17 protein-coding genes are annotated in these 15,631 nt (G+C 45.5%); all 17 read left to right on the top strand.

The annotated features are described in order from the left end of the window. Window positions 1-55 precede the first annotated feature (55 nt). Window positions 56-1,303, top strand: coding sequence for a serine hydroxymethyltransferase (gene glyA, locus ACN6KS_RS28430; RefSeq protein ID WP_094877959.1), 1,248 nt, complete (start codon window positions 56-58; stop codon window positions 1,301-1,303). A gap of 423 nt (window positions 1,304-1,726) precedes the next feature. Further along, window positions 1,727-2,356 (top strand): uracil phosphoribosyltransferase, encoded by a 630-nt coding sequence (gene upp / locus ACN6KS_RS28425; protein ID WP_094871130.1) that lies wholly within the window; start codon window positions 1,727-1,729, stop codon window positions 2,354-2,356. A gap of 59 nt (window positions 2,357-2,415) precedes the next feature. Next, complete coding sequence (gene wecB / locus ACN6KS_RS28420; protein ID WP_094871132.1) at window positions 2,416-3,576, top strand: non-hydrolyzing UDP-N-acetylglucosamine 2-epimerase; 1,161 nt, start codon at window positions 2,416-2,418, stop codon at window positions 3,574-3,576. Between the two features lie 178 nt (window positions 3,577-3,754). Then, on the top strand, window positions 3,755-3,988 hold the full coding sequence (locus tag ACN6KS_RS28415; protein ID WP_042192476.1) for an AtpZ/AtpI family protein: 234 nt from the start codon (window positions 3,755-3,757) through the stop codon (window positions 3,986-3,988). Then, a complete protein-coding gene (locus ACN6KS_RS28410) occupies window positions 3,981-4,358 on the top strand; it encodes an ATP synthase subunit I (protein WP_094871134.1) in 378 nt (125 codons plus the stop codon). The genes ACN6KS_RS28415 and ACN6KS_RS28410 overlap by 8 nt, the downstream gene beginning before the upstream one ends. Before the next feature lie 29 nt (window positions 4,359-4,387). After that, window positions 4,388-5,155 (top strand): F0F1 ATP synthase subunit A, encoded by a 768-nt coding sequence (gene atpB, locus ACN6KS_RS28405; RefSeq protein ID WP_042131372.1) that lies wholly within the window; start codon window positions 4,388-4,390, stop codon window positions 5,153-5,155. A gap of 104 nt (window positions 5,156-5,259) precedes the next feature. Continuing rightward, window positions 5,260-5,472, top strand: a complete 213-nt coding sequence (gene atpE, locus ACN6KS_RS28400; RefSeq protein ID WP_039877624.1) for a F0F1 ATP synthase subunit C — start codon at window positions 5,260-5,262, stop codon at window positions 5,470-5,472. A 97-nt stretch (window positions 5,473-5,569) separates the two neighbouring features. Beyond that, on the top strand, window positions 5,570-6,058 hold the full coding sequence (gene atpF / locus ACN6KS_RS28395; RefSeq protein WP_094871136.1) for a F0F1 ATP synthase subunit B: 489 nt from the start codon (window positions 5,570-5,572) through the stop codon (window positions 6,056-6,058). Beyond that, window positions 6,055-6,606, top strand: coding sequence for a F0F1 ATP synthase subunit delta (locus ACN6KS_RS28390; protein ID WP_094871138.1), 552 nt, complete (start codon window positions 6,055-6,057; stop codon window positions 6,604-6,606). Before atpF ends, ACN6KS_RS28390 begins: the two co-directional genes overlap by 4 nt. Before the next feature lie 11 nt (window positions 6,607-6,617). Further along, window positions 6,618-8,129 (top strand): F0F1 ATP synthase subunit alpha, encoded by a 1,512-nt coding sequence (gene atpA / locus ACN6KS_RS28385; RefSeq protein WP_042131369.1) that lies wholly within the window; start codon window positions 6,618-6,620, stop codon window positions 8,127-8,129. Between the two features lie 153 nt (window positions 8,130-8,282). Continuing rightward, a complete protein-coding gene (atpG, locus tag ACN6KS_RS28380) occupies window positions 8,283-9,152 on the top strand; it encodes an ATP synthase F1 subunit gamma (protein WP_094871140.1) in 870 nt (289 codons plus the stop codon). A gap of 135 nt (window positions 9,153-9,287) precedes the next feature. Further along, window positions 9,288-10,688, top strand: coding sequence for a F0F1 ATP synthase subunit beta (gene atpD / locus ACN6KS_RS28375; protein ID WP_042192466.1), 1,401 nt, complete (start codon window positions 9,288-9,290; stop codon window positions 10,686-10,688). 103 nt (window positions 10,689-10,791) lie between these two features. Continuing rightward, window positions 10,792-11,208, top strand: a complete 417-nt coding sequence (locus ACN6KS_RS28370; RefSeq protein ID WP_042131365.1) for a F0F1 ATP synthase subunit epsilon — start codon at window positions 10,792-10,794, stop codon at window positions 11,206-11,208. 196 nt (window positions 11,209-11,404) lie between these two features. Continuing rightward, the gene (locus tag ACN6KS_RS28365; protein ID WP_076285651.1) at window positions 11,405-11,662 is read left to right on the top strand and encodes a DUF1146 family protein; all 258 of its coding nucleotides are present in this window, start codon (window positions 11,405-11,407) and stop codon (window positions 11,660-11,662) included. Window positions 11,663-11,862: 200 nt separating this feature from the next. Continuing rightward, window positions 11,863-13,239 (top strand): UDP-N-acetylglucosamine 1-carboxyvinyltransferase, encoded by a 1,377-nt coding sequence (gene murA, locus ACN6KS_RS28360; RefSeq protein WP_094871177.1) that lies wholly within the window; start codon window positions 11,863-11,865, stop codon window positions 13,237-13,239. 235 nt (window positions 13,240-13,474) lie between these two features. Then, a complete protein-coding gene (spoIID, locus tag ACN6KS_RS28355; protein WP_440960956.1) occupies window positions 13,475-14,626 on the top strand; it encodes a stage II sporulation protein D in 1,152 nt (383 codons plus the stop codon). Window positions 14,627-14,687: 61 nt separating this feature from the next. After that, on the top strand, window positions 14,688-15,428 hold the full coding sequence (locus ACN6KS_RS28350; protein ID WP_094871146.1) for a M23 family metallopeptidase: 741 nt from the start codon (window positions 14,688-14,690) through the stop codon (window positions 15,426-15,428). The last annotated feature ends 203 nt before the right edge of the window (window positions 15,429-15,631 follow it).

The following is a 15,631-nucleotide window of genomic DNA, read 5'->3' as shown; positions in this document are numbered from 1 at the left end:
AATCGTTTCTACTTAAATACAACATATCTACACACACTAGGGAGGAAATAAGAACATGGAACAATTACGTAAGAGTGACCCGGCAGTACTGGAAGCGATGGAATTGGAACTGAAACGTCAGCGTGCCAACATTGAGCTTATTGCCTCAGAGAATATCGTTAGCGAAGCCGTAATGGAAGCTATGGGCTCGGTGCTTACGAACAAATATGCTGAAGGCTATCCAGGCAAACGTTATTATGGTGGTTGTGAAGATGTTGATATCGTTGAGAATCTGGCACGCGATCGTGCAAAAGAATTGTTCGGTGCGGAGCATGTTAACGTACAACCGCATTCCGGAGCACAAGCGAATATGGCTGTTTATTTGGCGGCGCTCAAGCCGGGTGACACGGTTCTTGGTATGAACTTGGCACATGGCGGACATTTAACACATGGTAGTCCAGTCAATGCTTCCGGTTTGCTATATAACTTTGTTGCTTATGGTGTGCAAGAAGATACTTTCCTTATTGATTACGACGAAGTGCGCAAAGCAGCGTTCAAACATCGTCCTAAAATGATTGTTGCTGGTGCGAGTGCGTACCCGCGTATTATTGATTTCGAAAAACTTGGTGCTATCGCCAATGATGTCGGTGCTTTGTTTATGGTAGATATGGCCCATATCGCAGGTCTTGTTGCTGCTGGCCTTCACCCAAGCCCGGTTCCTCATGCTCATTTCGTTACAACTACTACACATAAGACTTTACGCGGCCCTCGCGGCGGTATGATTATGTGCAGACAGCCATGGGCCGCTGCTATCGATAAAGCCGTATTCCCTGGTTCCCAAGGCGGACCATTGATGCATGTGATTGCGTCAAAAGCAGTGGCGCTCGGCGAAGCTTTGCTTCCATCCTTTAAGACTTATGCTGAGGATGTAGTGAAAAATGCCAATGTTCTCGCGGAAACGCTAATCAGCGAAGGGATTAACATTGTATCCGGAGGCACAGATAACCACCTGATGTTGCTGGATACGCGTAACCTGAACATTACCGGAAAAGATGCGGAAAAAGTACTAGATTCCATTGGAATCACTGTGAATAAAAACGCAATTCCATTTGATCCTACAAGTCCTTTCGTAACAAGTGGTATTCGTATTGGTACACCTGCAGTTACTTCCCGTGGTATGGACGAGCAAGCAATGGTGGTTATTGGCCGTATTATTGCTAATGTTCTGAAGAATCCGAAGGATGAAGCGAAATTGGCTGAGGCAGCTCGTCAAGTTGCTGATTTGACGGACCAGTACCCGCTTTATCCAGAACTGAAATACTAGTTCTTATTTGTATTAATGAATGAGTTCACCTCCATCGAGTCCTGATTTTAGGGTTTGATGGAGGTTTTTTGTTGTTTATTGTTCACATTATTATATAGGGGAATGGATGGAAAACTGATGAAATTGTTTATGAAAGTTCATGGAATTTTCATAAACAATAGTGAAAAGAGTGTGAATAGTATGAAAAACTAAAACTTGCACAACATAATCTAAGTTTTATAAGTGGAAGGTTGCGTATTTCAGCCAATCATTACCTTTCAGGTCAAGGATATACAATAGGAAAGTATTCAATGTAAGTACAAGTGCCTTTCTAGGTGAAATGAAGCGAAGGGAATGCTATAATAGACAGGATTTAGCCACTGAGAAGCAAAAGCGCTTTCTGAGGTTATAGACAAGACTTACAATTACCGGAGGGACATTAAAATGGGAAAATTGGTGATTTGCGATCATCCTTTAATTCAACACAAATTAACATTTATTCGCGATGTAAGAACAAACACAAAGGATTTTAGAGAGCATGTTGACGAAGTAGCCACATTGATGGCTTATGAGATTACACGTGATATTCCTCTAGAGACCATTACGGTACAAACGCCGGTCACTGAAACGGAAAGTAAAGTGATTTCGGGAAGAATGCTTGGGCTTATTCCTATTCTTCGTGCGGGTCTAGGGATGCTTGAAGGCGTTCTAAAGCTTCTCCCTGCTGCTAAAGTAGGACATGTTGGCTTGTTCCGTGATCCGGAAACACTTCAACCGGTCGAGTATTACATCAAGCTTCCTACAGATGTACAGGAACGTGAGCTAATCGTAATTGATCCAATGCTAGCTACAGGGGGATCTGCGATTGCTGCTATTACCTCGTTGAAGAAGCGTGGTTGTACACAAATTAAAATGATGAACCTGATTGCAGCTCCAGAGGGTGTCGCTGCAGTTCAAGAAGCTCATCCAGATGTAGATATTTACGTAGCTGCGCTTGATGATCATTTAAATGAGCATGGATATATCGTTCCGGGACTTGGCGACGCTGGGGACCGTTTGTACGGAACTAAGTAAATAGTAATTCGTGATTAGGATACGAAATTTTTGAATTTTTTGATGAGAGGGTAGGGGTTATGTCCAAAATTAAAGTGATGACTATTTTCGGAGTGCGCCCCGAGGCGATCAAGATGGCTCCTCTAGTTCTTGAACTAGAGAAGCATCCTGAGCACATCGAATCCATTGTTTGTGTCACAGCACAGCATAGAGAACTGCTTGATCAAGTGTTAGAAGTGTTTAAAATCACTCCTGATTATGATTTGGATGTGATGAAGGACCGTCAGACACTGAACGAGATTACTATTCGTGTGCTTGAAGGTTTGGAGCCTGTGCTGAGAGAGGTTAAGCCTGATATCGTGCTGGTGCATGGGGATACATTAACGACGTTTCTAGCTAGTTATGCCTCTTTCCTGCAGCAAATTCAGGTTGGGCACGTAGAAGCAGGTCTTCGGACATGGAACAAACTGTCTCCTTATCCTGAGGAAATGAACCGCCAACTAACAGGTGTTTTGGCCGATCTGCATTTCGCTCCAACCGATTGGTCAGCTAGCAATTTGAAACACGAGAACAAAAAAGAATCAAGTATTTATATCACAGGCAACACCGTAACTGATGTGTTTCAATATACCGTACAGCCGGATTACCGGCATCCTGTTTTGGATTTTGCTTCAGGAAAAAGACTTATTTTGATGACTGCTCACCGCAGAGAATCGCAAGGTGAACCGCATCGTAATATCTTCCGAGCTGTCAAAAGAATCGCTGATGAATTCGAAGATGTAGCCATTGTTTATCCTGTGCATCCGAGTCCGGCAGTTAAGGAACCTGCACATGAAATTCTGGGTGGACATCCAAGAATTAAGCTGATTGATCCGCTGGATGTCGTGGATTTGCATAATTTTTATCCGCATACCCACTTGATATTGACCGATTCCGGCGGTTTACAAGAGGAAGCTCCTTCATACGGAGTTCCTGTACTTGTGCTTCGTGATACGACGGAGCGTCCTGAAGGGATAGACGCTGGAACGTTAGAGCTTGTGGGCACGGACGAGGAGAAGGTGTATGAACGGACACATGCTCTTTTGACTGATAATGAGCTCTATCAGTCGATGAGTCGGGCCGCCAACCCGTACGGAGATGGCAAAGCCTCCCAACGAATTGTCAATGCGATTTTGCACCATTTCGGTGTAAATAAGGAACGTCCTGAAGAGTTTCACAGAATGTTCACAAAAAATAAATAATTTCATTTAAAGTAATATCTGATCTGATTAAAATCAACATACAGTCAAACTGTACGGTTTATATGGTTTTGGAACATTTTGCTGTGATTATTTTCATGTTTTCAAGGGTTTTTGGGCAATGTTCAATGAATTGACAAAGACTCCAGAAATTCAGTAAAATTAGTTGGGATTGTAGCCCATGAAAGAACAAAATAGCAGGGACAGCTTGTTACAGACCGCGCTTATCATTGGAAGTGCAGGCACTATACTCGCCGCTTACATTGTTATTGGTTTTTTTGCGGCAAGGTGGCTGAAAGACTTAATGGAGGGTCCGAAATATTGGCTCGCTATTGGCACTATAACCGGAATGATTCTGGGAATTGTGAACGTCGTCCTGTTAATTAAAAAATTTTTGGGGGAGCAGAATGGATAATATGACTCCCATGATCAATACCGTCACTAGAGTTACGCTCGTCCTTATGGCAGGACTCTTAATGGGCTGGGCGCTTCATCATGAGACCAGGGATATTACACTGGGCATGACTCTGGGTCTGGTGGCGGGATTGGTAAACTTTCGTTATCTGGCCGTCAAGGTTCGACGGGTAACGCAGTCGATTGCGAGCAACGAAGGGAATGCCTTCAGCCTCGGTTTTGTTACACGGATTAGCTTCGCAATTTTGGTCACCATGTTCGCGGTCAAGATTGAGCATTTCTCCCTGGTAGCAACTGTTTCGGGCGTGTTCATTCCTCAGCTTCTCGCCATTCCTGCGGGGATATATCTGAGTGTGAAGAACAAACTTTAACCAGATTAAAGAGAAAGGGGGATGATACTATGCATGAGATGCCGAAAATCTTTGTCGGGGGAATACCGATAGATATATCAGCCGTATTGATGCTTCTGATCAGTTGTACAGTAGTATTTGTACTGGTGATGCTTTCGGTTCGTAAGCTTTCGGTTGAGAATCCATCTAAGCTTCAGAATTTTATGGAATGGGTTGTAGAATTTGTTGAAGGTGTCATAAGCAGTGCCATGGACCTGAAGAAAGGAAAACCTTACATATCTTTGGGGCTAACATTGATTCTGTTTATCTTTGTTTCCAACCTTCTTGGATTGCCTTTCTCAGTTGTAACTGAAGCACATGGACCTGTAACCGTGTTTGGCCATGTGATTGAAGCAACCAAGAACTTGGCGCATGGTGATCATGTTGAGATCTTATGGTACAAGTCGCCGACTGCTGACATTAATATCACTGCAGGATTGGCAATTATTGTGTTTATACTGATGAACTTCCTGGGCATCAAGCTCAACGGCAAGCATTATTTCAAACACTATATTGAGCCGTTTCCAATCTTTTTGCCACTGAACATTATCGAGAACTTGGCAAAACCAGTAGCGCTGGCTATTCGTCTATTTGCTAACATTTTTGCCGGAGAAGTACTGATTACAGTCATTTTGAAACTGGGCATTCTCAGTATTCCGTTCCTGGCTGTATGGCAAGGCTTCAGTATTTTCGTCGGGGCACTACAGGCGTTTATCTTTACCATTCTGACGATGGTTTATATCGCACAGATGACGATTCACGAAGAAGAAGCACATTAATGAACTGCTGCGAAGAGAACGGCTATCGTCTGATTTTCTTTCGCGGGAGATATCTTATATCATTAAACACATTATGAACCGAAATTAAAGGAGGATATTTACAAATGGAATTTTTAGCAGCAGCAATAGCGGTTGGATTGGGTGCACTTGGCGCAGGTCTTGGTAACGGTATGATCGTTAGTAGAACAGTTGAGTCTATCGCTCGTCAACCAGAAGCTCGTAACGCGCTTCAAACAACAATGTTTATCGGTGTAGGTATCGTCGAAGTTATTCCGCTCGCAGCAACAGTTATCGCATTCCTGATCATGTTTTCTTAATAAACCGTATTTACGGTTTGGCGGGGACGGCCGATGCCATCCGCGCCTTACTTTTGTATACGTCCGCATGACGCGGTAACGGAAGGGAGTGACCTCAGTGGATATTGTTTGGACAAACATCGTATTTTCAATTGTAGCCTTTGGGATTCTATATTTCTTGCTCAGTAAGTATGCGTTCAGCAAACTGTTCGCAGTTATGGAGAAGCGCCGTGAGCTGGTAATGCAGCAAATGGATGAAGCTGCGAAGACTAGAGAGCAAGCGGTCGCGTATGTGGAAGAGCAGAAGCAAGCGCTGAACAGTGCACGCCAGGAAGCTCAACAGATTATTCAACAATCGCAAATTACTAGCAATCAACAGGTAGAACAAGCTTTGGCTCAAGCCAAAGTTGAAGCTGCACGTGTCAAAGAAGAGGCCGTGCGCGATATCGAGAACGAGAAGAATAAAGCAGTGGAAGAGTTGCGCAGCGAAATTGGAACGGCATCTGTTCGTATTGCTTCTAAACTTCTTAAAAAAGAAGTTAGTGCTAGCAGTGAGCAGGAGCAGCTTGTGAACCAATACCTCAATGAGGTAGGAGGCCGATCATGAGCCGCGATACGGTAGTTGCCAAGCGCTACGCTAAAGCATTGTACAGTGCAGCGGTAGAGAAGGGGATTACCCTTGAAGTAGAAGAAGAGCTCAAGGCAGTGGTCGAAGTATTACATTCTGACCAAGAGGTTAAGCGGTTTATTCTTGCACCGCGCATCTCGGAGTCCGACAAGTTGAAAGTGCTGCGCACAGCACTTCAAGATAAGATCTCTCCTATCGTGATGAACATTGTAGAACTGTTAGTAGAGCGAGGCAGAACCGATATTTTTGCCGAACTGCTGGATACGTATATCAAGATTGAAGGAGACGCTCTTGGCATTGGTGATGCTAAGGTATACTCCGTTTATTCTTTAAGTGAAGAAGAACAAGCGGCTGTAGCTGCAGAATTCGGCCAGCTCGTAAACCGTAAAATCCGGGTTACGAATGTGGTGGATCCAAGCCTGCTGGGAGGACTGAAAGTTTATATCGGCGATACGCTGTATGACGGCAGTCTGTCTAGTAAATTGGAACGTCTCGAGAAATCCTTTAATGATAAGCATAGAAGATAGGGGTGAGGATATTGGGCATCAGACCTGAAGAGATCAGCACTTTGATCAAAAGTCAAATTGAGCAATATAAAGCCGATATCGAAGTTGCCGAAGTGGGCACCGTCATTCAAGTCGGAGACGGTATCGCTCGTGTCTACGGTCTGGAAAACGCAATGGCAGGCGAGTTGCTAGAGTTCTCCAACGGTGTAGTGGGCATGGCGCTCAATCTGGAAGAAAGCAACGTCGGTGTTGTTATTCTAGGTGAGTACAAGGAAATTCGTGAAGGCGATCAAGTAAAACGTACCGGACAAATCATGCAAGTCCCAGTGGGAGAGGCCCTTCTGGGTCGTGTTGTTAACGCACTCGGTATGCCGCTTGACGGTAAAGGCCCAATCCAAACGACGGAATTCCGTCCGGTTGAGAATAACGCTCCTGGTGTTATCGACCGTAAATCGGTTCATGAGCCAATGCAAACTGGCCTTAAAGCGATTGATGCGATGGTACCAATTGGTCGTGGACAACGCGAACTTATCATTGGTGACCGTCAAACAGGTAAGACTGCAATCGCAATCGATGCGATTATCAACCAAAAAGGCAACGGAATGAAATGTATTTATGTTGCCATTGGACAAAAACAATCAACAGTAGCACAGGTTGTAGAAACTCTCCGTCGTCATGGCGCGTTGGAATATACAATCGTTGTAACTGCTTCGGCTTCCGAGCCATCCCCACTGTTGTACATTGCTCCATACGCAGGTTGCGCAATGGGCGAGTACTTTATGTACAAGGGCGAACACGTACTGATTATTTATGATGACCTTTCAAAACAAGCTTCGGCTTATCGCGAATTGTCCTTGCTGCTTCGTCGTCCACCGGGTCGTGAAGCGTTCCCTGGTGACGTGTTCTACTTGCACTCCCGTCTTTTGGAACGTGCGGCTAAGCTTAGTGATGAGCTTGGTGGTGGTTCATTAACCGCACTTCCGTTCATCGAAACACAAGCATCTGACGTATCGGCTTACATTCCTACGAACGTAATCTCGATCACAGATGGTCAAATCTTCCTTGAATCCGATCTGTTCTACTCTGGTCAGCGTCCGGCGATCAACGTCGGTATCTCCGTTTCCCGTGTAGGGGGCTCCGCTCAGATTAAAGCGATGAAGAAGGTAGCTGGCTCGCTCCGTTTGGATCTTGCCCAATATCGTGAACTTCAAGCTTTCTCACAGTTCGGCTCAGATCTTGATAAATCTACGCTTGCTCGTCTGAATCGCGGAGCACGTATGATGGAAGTTCTGAAACAAGGTGTAAATCAGCCGCTATCTGTTGAGCATCAAGTGCTTAGCTTGTACACAGCTGTAAAAGGATACTTGGATGATATTCCTGTTAAAGACGTAAAGCGTTTTGAAAAGGAATTCCTTGCTTACATGGATAGCAGTGCTGCTGAAGTTGCTCAATCCATCAGAGATACCAAGGATTTGACAGCAGATAACGAAGCCGCTCTTAAAGCAGCAATTGATAAATTTAAAAGAGGCTTTGCTACTAGCTAATATAGATCGTACCTAAACGAATCTTACGAAGTGAGCTTTGGCTCTGCCGAAGCTCAGGCTATTACTTATAAAGTTGGCTTTGAATTCGTCAAAGCCAAGAAGATGCTTACGAAGTTAGCTTTGACTTCGTCAAAGCTTTAAGGTGGTGAAATCATGGCAAGAAGCATGCGTGATATTAAACGTCAAATTAAGAGTGTTCAAAACACAAGACAGATCACAAAAGCGATGGAAATGGTAGCCGCCTCCAAGCTGAGAAAAGCTCAGGAGAAGGCTATTGCCGCCCGTCCTTATGCTGAGAAGCTGAAAGAGGTTGTATCGAGCATTGCTGCTGGTACAGAAGGCGTTCAGCATCCCATGCTGGTCAGTCGCCCTGTGAAAAAAACTGGTTATCTTATCGTGACCTCTGATAGAGGGCTTGCGGGAGGGTACAATGCTAATATTTTACGTAAGGTGACGATGCTCATCGCGGAGCGACATAAATCCAAAGATGAATACGCCTTGTTCGTTATCGGTCGTAAAGGCCGTGACTTCTTACGCCGCCGTGAATATCCGATTGTACAGGAAGTTACTGAGCTATCGGATGCGCCGAAGTTTGCTGATATTAAGTCTATCGCTAATTCGGCAGTACAACAGTTTGTAGATGGTACGTATGACGAGTTGTACGTTTGTTACAACCAATTCGTCAATGCGATTACCCAGATCCCAACCGTTGATCGACTGTTGCCTATGGAAGGCGTAGGAAATCATGAGCATCATGAAGCGTCTGCAAATTACGAATATGAACCTTCACCAGAAGGCGTGCTCGAAGTGCTACTTCCGAAATACGCCGAAACTTTGATTTATAGCGCAATTCTGGATGGCAAGGCCAGTGAGCTGGGTGCGAAAATGACAGCGATGGGCAGTGCAACAAAGAACGCGTCGAAAATGATCGGAGAACTTACCCTTACGTACAACCGTGCCCGTCAGGCGGCAATTACGCAGGAAATTACCGAGATCGTGGCCGGAGCGAACGCTCAGTCTTAAAAATCTTAAAATATAAGAAAGTGTAGGTTCTACACTATACAAAACACTTATATTTCTACGAGAAACGGTTGTCATCATTTAAGGTGACAACGTTGTTTCTTCTTGATGTAATAGCTTTCGAGGAGGGAAATGAAGATGAACAAAGGACGCGTTGTAAGCATTATGGGTCCGGTTGTCGATATTGAATTTGAACGCGGCCAGTTGCCCGAGATTTTCAACGCTATCAAAATTGAAACCGTCTTGGACAATGGTCGCCAGATTAACCTAACGCTTGAGGTTTCCAACCACTTGGGAGACAATTTGGTACGTTGTATCGCGATGTCTTCTACAGATGGTCTGGTTCGTGGACTGGATGCGATTGACCAAGGTGGACCTATTTCGGTACCTGTAGGGGAAGCGACATTAGGCCGGGTATTTAACGTACTTGGAAATCCAATTGATAACGCTGGTGAAGTTGTTGCTGAAATTAAGAACCCGATTCACCGTTTGGCTCCGACATTTGATGAATTGTCAACACAAGCCGAAATTCTGGAAACGGGTATTAAAGTTATCGACTTACTTGCACCTTATGCTAAGGGCGGTAAAGTTGGTCTGTTCGGCGGTGCCGGTGTAGGTAAAACCGTAACAATTCAAGAATTGATTAATAACATTGCCCAAGAACACGGTGGTATTTCCGTATTCGCAGGTGTGGGTGAACGTACTCGTGAAGGTAATGACCTTTATCACGAAATGACGGACTCCGGCGTTATTAAGAAAACAGCAATGGTGTTCGGACAAATGAATGAGCCCCCAGGCGCGCGTCTGCGCGTAGCTTTGACTGGTCTTACTATGGCGGAATATTTCCGTGATGTAGAAGGCCGCGATACGCTGCTCTTTATCGATAATATATTCCGCTTTACCCAAGCGGGTTCCGAAGTATCCGCTCTTCTCGGACGTATGCCGTCCGCAGTAGGTTATCAACCAACCCTGGCTACTGAAATGGGTCAGTTGCAAGAGCGTATCACTTCTACCAAAAAAGGCTCCGTTACTTCCATTCAAGCAATTTACGTACCAGCGGATGACTACACTGACCCTGCTCCGGCAACGGCGTTTGCTCACTTGGATGCAACAACTAACCTTGAGCGTAAGATTTCCGAGAAGGGGATTTTCCCAGCAGTTGATCCACTGGCTTCCAGCTCGCGTCTGCTAGCTCCGGAAATTGTTGGTGAAGAGCATTACAATGTGGCACAAGGTGTTAAACAATTGCTGCAACGTTATACCGAACTTCAAGACATCATCGCCATCTTGGGTATGGATGAATTGAGTGAGGATGATAAGGTTATCGTAGCCCGTGCCCGTAAAGTTGAACGGTTCCTGTCACAGCCTTTCCACGTAGCTGAACAGTTTACCGGCTTCAAGGGTAAATACGTGCCAATCAAAGAAACTGTACGTAGCTTTAAGGAAATCCTGGACGGTAAGCATGATGATCTTCCAGAAGCAGCGTTCCTTTTTGTGGGTACAATCGAAGAAGCGGTTGAAAAAGCGAAATCGATGTAACACTGAGCTTAGTGAATGCTTTCGAAGCGAGCTTTACTTCGTAAAGCTAAGTGTATGCTTTCGATGAGAGCTTTACTTCGTAAAGCTTTAAGGAGGAATGGAAGTGAACACCTTTTTGTTGGAAATTGTCACGCCGGAGCATCTCGTCTATTCGAAACAAGTGAATAGCTTGACAGTACGGGGAGTCGAAGGCGAGTTGGGTATTTTGCCGGGACACATTCCGCTTGTGACTCCACTTCAGGTTGCTCCGTTATCCGTCAAATCGGACGGTGTTACGATCTCCATCGCCGTTCATGGCGGTTTCGTTGAAGTGCATAAGGATAAAGTAACAGTGCTGGCCGAAAGTGCCGAGCTGCCAACGGATATTGATGTTGAACGTGCCGAAGCTGCTAGAGAACGCGCTCAGCGCCGTCTCCAGACTCGTAGCAAACAAGATGATATCGATCACCGCCGTGCGGAGTTGGCGCTGCAACGCGCTGTTACACGGATTAAAGTGTCCACTGGTAAAGGACAACAGTAGGATATAAGCGGTCAAGCTCTAAGCTTGACTGCTTTTTTTGTTATAGTAATCTATGTAGTAAAGGTTAAGATTTCTTCATTTTTTTGGATAATGGCATTGAATTGTTTAAAAATTTGTAAAAGTACTGGATTCTTTTGCCCTACGCAAGTATGATATAAGAGTCGATTTCCGAGTAATACGAACACGGAGGGTTAACATGGGGGATATATTGTCCAATGGATGGTCTAGTGCCGCTGGGACCAGCAGCATGATCTCAATGATTGTTTCTTTGCTCAGTGTTGTATTATCTTGGTGGGCATTGCAGAACCTTAAGCTGGATTTGGTCATAAGATATCCCAAGAGTCCTCAAGGAAGGCTGCTGCACTTGCTTCTGGCTATTGTACTTGGTCGTTTTGTTGCAGGATTCTTTCTGGATTACCTTAGCTGGAGTGGGATGATCCGCTATATGTTTTAGGAATATGTAGTTTGGTTATAAGTGTCATAGGTCGCAATGGTCAAAAAGTGTCGAATAATAAGGTTTTATTATGTCAACACTGAACTTTAAGGAACATGCCCGGCTGAATGGGCATATCGATGGAGTATGCGAATTTTTTTGCAATTACTTTTAATCTAAAAAATAATTTAAGAAATAATGGACGCGGAGGGAAACCGAAAATGAGCAAATTTATCGTCCGCGGTGGCAACAGATTGACCGGGAGCGTGAAAGTTAGCGGCGCAAAAAATTCCGTATTACCGATCATAGCCGCCTCTCTATTGGCAGAAGAAGGAGTAAGCGTCATTGTGGACGCACCTCCGCTTGATGATGTAATGACGATATCAAAAATGTTGGAATCTCTGGGTGCAGGGGTTACATATCAAAACGATATTATCCAGGTGGATGCTACAAACATCACTTCCTGTGAAGCACCTTATGAATGGGTACGGAAAATGCGGGCATCTTTTCTAGTCATGGGCCCTCTGTTATCACGGCTTGGTCATACAAGAATTTCTTTGCCTGGCGGCTGCGCCATTGGCACACGACCGATTGATCAGCATTTGAAAGGATTTGAAGCGCTTGGTGCGGAGATTAGTCTCGGCCAGGGCTACATTGAAGCGAAAAGTAACGGTCGCCTGCGCGGAGCCAAAGTGTATTTGGATGTAGCTAGCGTGGGTGCGACCGAAAATATAATGATGGCAGCGGCACTCGCCGAAGGCGTGACCGTGATTGAGAATGCGGCTAAGGAGCCTGAAATTGTCGACCTGGCCAATTATTTGAATGGTATGGGCGGAATCGTTCGCGGTGCGGGTACAGGTGTTATCCGTATTGAAGGCGTAGAACGTCTGCATGGTGTTAAACATCATGTGATTCCTGACCGTATTGAAGCTGGTACCTATATGGCTGCCGCAGCAATTACAGGTGGGGACGTATATGTGGAAGGCGCAATCGCGGATCACTTGGGACCTGTTATTGCTAAGATGGAAGAGATGGGTGTGACCATTATTCCTGATGAAAATGGAGTTCGTGTCATTAGTGACAAGCCACTTAAAGCTGTTGATTTGAAGACTTTGCCGTATCCAGGCTTTCCAACGGATATGCAGTCACAAATGATGGCATTATTGCTGCGCTCTGAAGGCACTAGTGTCGTTACAGAGACTGTATTCGAGAACCGGTTCATGCATGTGGATGAATTCCACAACATGAATGCTGAGATTAAGATTGAAGGTCGCTCAGCAATCGTTACAGGTAATGCGCAATTGGTCGGAGCTAAAGTTTGTGCTACGGATTTACGTGCGGGAGCTGCGCTTATTTTGGCAGGTCTTGTTGCTGAAGGCACTACTGAGGTAAGCGGAACTCATCATATTGACCGCGGATACGTACATTTGGCTGAGAAGCTGTCCGGACTAGGTGCGGAAATTTGGCGCATCTCCATGGAAGACACAGCCGTGCAAACAGTGAAAGATGAAACTCTTAAACCAGAAGTAGCCAAGAGCGAATCAAGCAAAAGCGAAGAGGTTAAACCTCGCTTTCAGGTTCAAGCAACTTGGGTATAATATCAGTCATTAGATGAGAACAGGCTGCAGTGATGCGGCCTGTTCTTTTTTATATTATTAGAAAGTAAATTTGAATCCTCATCTAATGGGGATTTTTTTTGTTTGTAATTTTTTAACGCGGGGCATAGTGATAGATACGAGAAGGGGACTCTCTTTCTCTCAAATATTGTTCTAGTAGTTGCTGTAAATTCATATCTATAAGAATCAACAGTGACTCACGGAAGGAGCCATAGAGATGAAAGATTTCCGCTACTTGCGACGTAACAAGTCAACGCGCTGGCACTCGAGTCCCCTTGCTTCCCGGCTCAGGCGCCTCGGTCCCGTCGCCTGGCTCGCAGCGCCTATTCTGGCGGCGCTGCTGATTCCACTGGTGGTTGTCCCGCTGCACCGGGGACAACCGGCGCCTCCGGCCTTGCCGGTGATAACGGCCTCGCCAGCCGCACCAGCGGGGCCGGAGGCAGCTGCGCAGGAAGCGCCGCAGCCGAAGGTCTCTGTCTATTTGTCGCGTAGCGGACAAATAGAGACGTTGCCGCTGGAGGAATACGTCAGCGGCGTGCTTGCGGCCGAGATGCCGGCCAGCTTTGAGCTTGAAGCGCTCAAAGCGCAGGCCGTAGCGGCCCGCACCTTTATCCTTCGCCGCCTGCTGGCTGGCGACAGAAGCGGCGTCCCCGTTCCGGGGGCGGATGTAACAGATACGGTAAGCCATCAGGCTTACGTATCTAAGGATACGCTGGAACGGAAGTGGAAGCTCGGCGGAAGAAGCGCCGACCTCGCAAAGCTTCAGCGCGCGGTTCTTGAGACGCGCGGTGTCATTATGACCTATAAAGGGCAGCCGATTACGGCCTCCTTTTTCGCCTCCAGTGGAGGATATACCGAGAACTCGGAAGAATACTGGAATGCAGCGATCCCCTATCTGCGCAGTGTAACTAGTCCTTGGGAGAAAGAGATTACCCCGAACTATGCGGTGACATCTACATTCACCATCTCGGAAATACTTACTAGACTTGGATTAAACGACAGAGTAATCCCTGCATCAAAAGGTACTACTCAATCAGGCATGACAAAGAATATCTCTACTTCCTCTGAATTGCCGGTAGAAGTCTTGTCTCTCACCACTGGACATAGGGTTAAGCAAATCTCTATTGGAGGTACTGTTTTTACTGGAAGAGAAGTGCGAGAGAAGCTAGGGTTACGTTCCAGCCAATTTAGTTGGGGGCGAAAAGGGAACAAAATCTATATAACTACTTTCGGAAATGGGCATGGTGTGGGAATGAGCCAGTGGGGAGCAAATGGGATGGCGAAGGAAGGCGGAACGGCTACTCAAATTCTCAAACACTATTACAGTGGTATCTCTTTTACGCAAATCTCAACTCTTCTGAAAAAATAACTTGAAAGATACGTATAAAAGATAGAAGCCCGGTAACACTGGTTACTGAGGTGATAACCATATGAATGAACAAGACAAAAACAAAACAAACCATGATGAATCTCTCAAAAAATCGCAGGGAGATTTAGGTGCTAAACCTTCTTCATGGAGCAAGATGTTATCTAAACGTTGGGTGTTCCCAGCAGTCTACACGGCGGCAGCGGCAATTATACTAACTTTGGTGTGGGTCTATCAGGATGCCGGCCAAAAACCGCTTAAACAGGACACCGCCGCCACATCACAGCAAGTAGGAGCTTCGACCAATGAAGCTGGTACTGCAAACAGTAATCCAGATGCCCTTGAAGTTCTTGCTTCAGCGGAAAGCCTGGTTTGGCCAGTAGCCAATCCAGGTGAAGTAGAAGTAGTCAAACCGTATTATGATGAAAATGGTACAGAGGACAATCACGTTGCCGCAATGGTGCAGTATAACGACAAATTTATTCCTAATGTCGGTATCGATCTTGCCCGTGAAGACAACAATACGTTCGACGTTAAAGCAGCGCTTAGCGGTGAAGTTACTAGAGTGGAAGATGTTGCAGTGTTAGGTAAGGTCATTGAGATTACCCATCAAGGTAACATGAAGACCGTGTACCAAAGTCTTGGTGACACAAAAGTGAAACAAGGCGATGTTGTGAAGCAAGGAGATACGCTTGCAACCGCAGGTCGTAGTGAAATCGAGAAGGATCTTGGCAATCATGTACACTTTGAAGTGTACAAGGATGGCAAAGTAGTTAATCCATCAGAGTTACTGCCAGGACGATAAGAAAATTTATAACAGGGGGCCTTCGCCCCCTGTTTTTGTGTGTAAATAAGGCTCTTCGTAAGCAGTATGCTTATAAAGAGCCTTATTTTTCTATGAGAAACGGTTTATGTCTTTAAAGGACTAACGACGTTCCGTCATGCGAATAACAAGGCTTCTTGGGTTGTCCATTAAATAAAATGAGCCCTCGGAGGCTTGTCATGTCT

The sequence above is a fragment of the Paenibacillus nitricinens genome (genome assembly GCF_052056485.1).
In the GTDB taxonomy this organism is placed as follows: Bacteria; Bacillota; Bacilli; order Paenibacillales; family Paenibacillaceae; genus Paenibacillus_AQ; species Paenibacillus_AQ nitricinens.
Note: the sequence above shows the minus strand (reverse complement) of the source record. Positions and strands in the feature narration are given on the sequence as shown.

Bases quoted from the DNA above. Each gene is read 5' to 3' on its own strand.
- glyA (WP_094877959.1), top strand. From the start codon at position 56: ATGGAACAATTACGTAAGAGTGACCCGGCAGTACTGGAAGCGATGGAA.
- upp (WP_094871130.1), top strand. From the start codon at position 1,727: ATGGGAAAATTGGTGATTTGCGATCATCCTTTAATTCAACACAAATTA.
- wecB (WP_094871132.1), top strand. From the start codon at position 2,416: ATGTCCAAAATTAAAGTGATGACTATTTTCGGAGTGCGCCCCGAGGCG.
- ACN6KS_RS28415 (WP_042192476.1), top strand. From the start codon at position 3,755: ATGAAAGAACAAAATAGCAGGGACAGCTTGTTACAGACCGCGCTTATC.
- ACN6KS_RS28410 (WP_094871134.1), top strand. From the start codon at position 3,981: ATGGATAATATGACTCCCATGATCAATACCGTCACTAGAGTTACGCTC.
- atpB (WP_042131372.1), top strand. From the start codon at position 4,388: ATGCATGAGATGCCGAAAATCTTTGTCGGGGGAATACCGATAGATATA.
- atpE (WP_039877624.1), top strand. From the start codon at position 5,260: ATGGAATTTTTAGCAGCAGCAATAGCGGTTGGATTGGGTGCACTTGGC.
- ACN6KS_RS28390 (WP_094871138.1), top strand. From the start codon at position 6,055: ATGAGCCGCGATACGGTAGTTGCCAAGCGCTACGCTAAAGCATTGTAC.
- atpG (WP_094871140.1), top strand. From the start codon at position 8,283: ATGGCAAGAAGCATGCGTGATATTAAACGTCAAATTAAGAGTGTTCAA.
- atpD (WP_042192466.1), top strand. From the start codon at position 9,288: ATGAACAAAGGACGCGTTGTAAGCATTATGGGTCCGGTTGTCGATATT.
- ACN6KS_RS28365 (WP_076285651.1), top strand. From the start codon at position 11,405: ATGGGGGATATATTGTCCAATGGATGGTCTAGTGCCGCTGGGACCAGC.
- murA (WP_094871177.1), top strand. From the start codon at position 11,863: ATGAGCAAATTTATCGTCCGCGGTGGCAACAGATTGACCGGGAGCGTG.
- spoIID (WP_440960956.1), top strand. From the start codon at position 13,475: ATGAAAGATTTCCGCTACTTGCGACGTAACAAGTCAACGCGCTGGCAC.
- ACN6KS_RS28350 (WP_094871146.1), top strand. From the start codon at position 14,688: ATGAATGAACAAGACAAAAACAAAACAAACCATGATGAATCTCTCAAA.